We start from the raw sequence: 3,956 nt of genomic DNA on the forward strand, positions 1-3,956 counted from the left end.
ATCGAGCTCGTCTACGGAGGTGGCGGGAGCGGTCTCATGGGCGCACTCTCGCGTGGCGCGCTGGACCACCGCGGTCGGGTGTACGGCGTGATCCCCGGCTTCATGGTGGAGCGCGAGTGGGCACGCTCGGACGAGCCCGGGCTGCAGCTGGAGGTCGTGGGGACGATGCATCAGCGCAAGGCGACGATGGCCGAGCGTGCCGACGCCTTTCTCGTCCTCCCGGGTGGGCTGGGGACGCTGGAGGAGATGTTCGAGGTGTGGACGTGGCAGACGCTCGGCCTGCACGCCAAGCCGCTCGGACTGCTCAACCCGGCGGGGTTCTGGGACCCGCTCGTCATGATGCTCGACCGGATCGCCGAGCACGGCTTCATGAGTCGCGGTCTGGTCGACGCGCTCGTCGTCGACACCGACCTCCCGAGGGTTCTCGACGGTCTCGCCGCGCAGGTCGTGGCCGCTCGGCGCTAGCTCAGGCGAGTTTGCGCGGGATCTCGCCGACGCCCTCGGCGCGGACCGATGACTCCGCGCGCCGTTGACGGTCACCCTGTCGTACCTGCCACGACCGTACGGAGGAACCATGCGCGACGTCGTCGCCTACATGCTGCTGTCCCTGGACGGTGTCGCCGAGACGCCCGACCAGTTCGTCCTCGACTTCGACGAGGTCATGTACGACAACCTGCGCGCCGTGATCGCGTCGCAGGACGCCGTCCTCTTGGGTCGCGCCATGTACGAGGAGTGGTCGACGTACTGGCCGGACAGCGACCACGAGCCGTTCGCCGGCTTCATCAACGCCGTGCCGAAGTACGTCGCCACCGCCCGCCCTTTTGAGCCGGGGTGGAACGCCACCACGGTCGTCGACGGCTCGTTCGAGGACGTCGTACGGGAGCTCAAGGGCCGGCCTGGCGGTGACATCGGCGTGCACGGGAGCCTCACGCTCACCTCCTCACTGCTCGCCGCCGACCTCGTGGACCGGCTCCGCCTGGTGGTCGCGCCGGTCGCGGTCGGTGAGGGGCGTCGTCTGTGGGACGGTGCCCGCGACCCCCAGTGGTGGGAGCTCGAGCGCGTCGTGGGGACGCCGTCCGGCAGCATGCTCGCGGACTACCGGGCCCGGCGCTAGCGTCACCTCCTCGTGGCGCTGACGCGCGCTGCGAGCCGTCAGACGGTCAGCGCCGCAAGCGTGGCCGGGCGGGCATCGGGAGGCAGGGCGCTGAGCGCACCGACGAGCGCACCCGCGCACATGTCGCGGACCTCGCCGAGCGGCACGTCGGGAGCCGTGGTCGCCCACTCGTGTCCGACCGTGCGCAGATGCAGCAGCCACCCCCGTACGGCGAGCGTGAGCAGCGGGTCTGGCTCGTGCCCAGGGACGAGCACCGTCAGGATGCGCTCCTCGTGCAGACGGGTCGAGCGTTCGAGGATGGCCTCGATCTCGGGGTCGCCGCTGGCTGCCCCGCGGTGGATGGTGCTGACGCCGAGCCGGTTCGCGGCACAGTGCCGCAGATAGCTCTCGATGCCGTCGACCAGCTGGCGGCGCGGGTCGACGTCCGGGTCGGGTGTCGTCGCCTCCGCGAGGTGGTCGGCCGCCTCCGAGAGCAACGCGGCGAAGAACGCTCGCTTGGTCGGGAAGTAGTGGTAGAGCAGGCCGCGTGACACCGACGCCATCTCGGCCACGCGCTCGATGTGAACGTCCTCGTACGGCGCGGTGGCGAACAGCTGGGCGCCCAGCTCGAGGAGCTGCGCGCGTCGCTGCTCGGGGGTGAGCCTCGTACGGACCGCCATGCTGCGAACACTACTTGACACGGGTTCAACAAGAGGCCCAGTCTTGCTGAACCGACGTGCAACAAGGAGTCTCGATGCGCAATGCCTGGTCCGGCCACACGTTCCCGCACCCTGCCGGACGGCGACGCTGGATGAAGGACGCCAGCAGCATGGATCCCGACCGCCCGGTCCAGTACATCCTCGAGCACCACCGCCACCTCGGACCGATCTTCGAGATCGTTGTCTTCGGACAGAAGTTCGTCTTCGTGACCGACGCGGAGCTGGCGGCCGAGCTCAACGACGAGTCGCGCTTCGCCAAGGCGAACTCTCCGGCGCTCGACGGCCTGCGCGGGATCGCCGGTGACGGCCTCTTCACCGCCTACAACGAGGAGCCCAACTGGCAGCTCGCCCACGACCTCCTCGTCCCCGCGTTCACCAAGCAGGCCATGCAGCGCTACCACCCGGTGATGGCCGAGACGCTCGACGAGCTCTTCACCGTGTGGGACGCGGGGACGGGGCGCGTCGACGCCTCCGCGGACATGACTCGACTGACGCTGGAGACGATCGGACGCACGGGGTTCAGCCAGGCCTTCGGGTCGTTCACCACGACCGAGCTCCACCCGTTCGTCGAGGGGATGGTGACCGCGCTGACCATCGGGCGCCGCAAGGGAGTCATCGGCGCGCTGCCGGCAGCGAAGCTGCTCGAACGACGCCTGGACCGCCAGCACGCCGAGCAGCTCGACTACGTCAACCGGTTCCTCGACGACATCGTCGTCGCCCGCCGCCGGGCGCCGACCAGCGGCGGCGACGACCTGCTCGGCATCATGCTCGATCAGGCTCATCCCGAGACCGGGGCGCGGCTCAGCGACGAGAACATCCGCTACCAGATCCTCACGTTCCTCGTCGCCGGCCACGAGACGACGTCCGGGGCGCTGTCGTTCGCGCTGTACTACCTGGTGCGCCATCCCGAGGCGCTCGCGAAGGTGCAGGCGGAGACCGATGCGATCCTCGGCCCCGACCCCGACGCCACCCCCTCGTACGAGCAGGTGGCGCGCTTCCGCTACATCCGCAAGGTGCTCGACGAGGCGTTGCGGCTGTGGCCGACCGCCCCCGGCTATGCGCGCACCCCTCGCGAGACGACGACGCTGGGCGGTCGCTGGACGATGACCCCCGGCGACTGGGCCCTCGTGTTCCTGCCCCTCGTCCAGCGCGACCCGGCCGTGTGGGGGGAGACGGCGGACGCCTTCGACCCCGACCGCCCGAGGCCGCCGCGGCTCGCGAGCACGGCCAAGCCCTTCGGGACGGGGGAGCGGGCGTGCATCGGGCGCCAGTTCGCGGTGCACGAGGCGACGATGGCGCTGGCGCGCATCCTGCACCGCTACGACGTCACGGGCGACCCGGCGTACGAGCTGCGCATCGACGAGCGCCTCACCCTCATGCCGCAGGGGATGGAGCTGACGCTGTCGCGGCGTACGCCCGGTCTCAGTGCGCCCGGCGGCGCGGCACCAGGTGGGATGCCGCGACCACGATCGCGCCCACCAGGACACCCAGCAGTGCCGAAGCCGTCGTATTGACGATCCACGGAAGCGCGCCGCCCAGGCTCGGCACGGCGTCGTGCACGATCTCCTCCAGGTGGTGGACCAGGTCGTACGGCGCGTGCCACCCGAGCTCGTCGATCCCGACGAGGAGGATGTGGCCACCGACCCAGAGCATCGCGACCACACCGACGACGGAGAGCGTCGCGAGGACGACGGGCATCGCCTTGACGAGGAACCGACCGACAGCACGGGCACCCGCGGAGCTGCGCGCGGCGAGGGAGAGGCCGATGTCGTCCATCTTCACGATGACGGCGACGACTCCGTAGACGAGCGCGGTGATGCCGAGCGCGACGACGGCCAGGATGACCGCCCGCGACAGGAGAGGCTCGTCGGCGACCTCGTTGAGAGCGATCACCATGATCTCCGCGGAGAGGATCAGGTCGGTCCGCACGGCGCCGCTCACGACACGACCCTCCGCCTCGGCGCCCTGCGACGACGCGGGAGCCTCCGGGGGATGGTGTCCCGAGACCTTCTCCCAGAGCTTCTCCGCACCCTCGTAGCACAGGTAGGTGCCGCCGAGCATGAGGATCGGTGTGAGCAGCCACGGCGCGAACTGGCTCAGCAGCAGCGCGAGAGGAAGGATGAAGACGAACTTGTTGCGCAGCG

General features: G+C 70.1%; 5 protein-coding genes. 3 read left to right on the plus strand and 2 right to left on the minus strand.

Annotated features, from left to right (window positions below):
• On the plus strand, positions 1-465 hold a 465-nt coding region (locus PV363_RS16360; RefSeq protein WP_301022892.1), incomplete at its 5' end, for a TIGR00730 family Rossman fold protein.
• A gap of 109 nt (positions 466-574) precedes the next feature.
• Complete coding sequence (locus tag PV363_RS16365) at positions 575-1,114, plus strand: dihydrofolate reductase family protein (RefSeq protein ID WP_301022893.1); 540 nt, start codon at positions 575-577, stop codon at positions 1,112-1,114.
• 38 nt (positions 1,115-1,152) lie between these two features.
• Here PV363_RS16365 and PV363_RS16370 read toward each other — a convergent pair whose 3' ends face one another.
• Positions 1,153-1,773, minus strand: a complete 621-nt coding sequence (locus PV363_RS16370; protein WP_220343993.1) for a TetR/AcrR family transcriptional regulator — start codon at positions 1,771-1,773, stop codon at positions 1,153-1,155.
• A 74-nt stretch (positions 1,774-1,847) separates the two neighbouring features.
• Here PV363_RS16370 and PV363_RS16375 point away from each other — a divergent pair, with 74 nt between their 5' ends.
• Positions 1,848-3,326 (plus strand): cytochrome P450, encoded by a 1,479-nt coding sequence (locus PV363_RS16375; RefSeq protein ID WP_220343994.1) that lies wholly within the window; start codon positions 1,848-1,850, stop codon positions 3,324-3,326.
• Here the strand turns inward: PV363_RS16375 and PV363_RS16380 are convergent.
• On the minus strand, positions 3,235-3,956 hold a 722-nt coding region (locus tag PV363_RS16380), incomplete at its 5' end, for a DUF808 domain-containing protein (protein ID WP_301022894.1). The two genes, PV363_RS16375 and PV363_RS16380, sit on opposite strands and share 92 nt — an antisense overlap.

This window comes from Mumia sp., assembly GCF_028803055.1.
GTDB lineage: Bacteria > Actinomycetota > Actinomycetes > Propionibacteriales > Nocardioidaceae > Mumia.

What these genes read in the sequence shown, in the direction of transcription:
- PV363_RS16365 (WP_301022893.1), top strand. Translation starts at nt 575, where the DNA reads ATGCGCGACGTCGTCGCCTACATGCTGCTGTCCCTGGACGGTGTCGCC.
- PV363_RS16370 (WP_220343993.1), bottom strand. Translation starts at nt 1,773, where the DNA reads ATGGCGGTCCGTACGAGGCTCACCCCCGAGCAGCGACGCGCGCAGCTC.
- PV363_RS16375 (WP_220343994.1), top strand. Translation starts at nt 1,848, where the DNA reads ATGCGCAATGCCTGGTCCGGCCACACGTTCCCGCACCCTGCCGGACGG.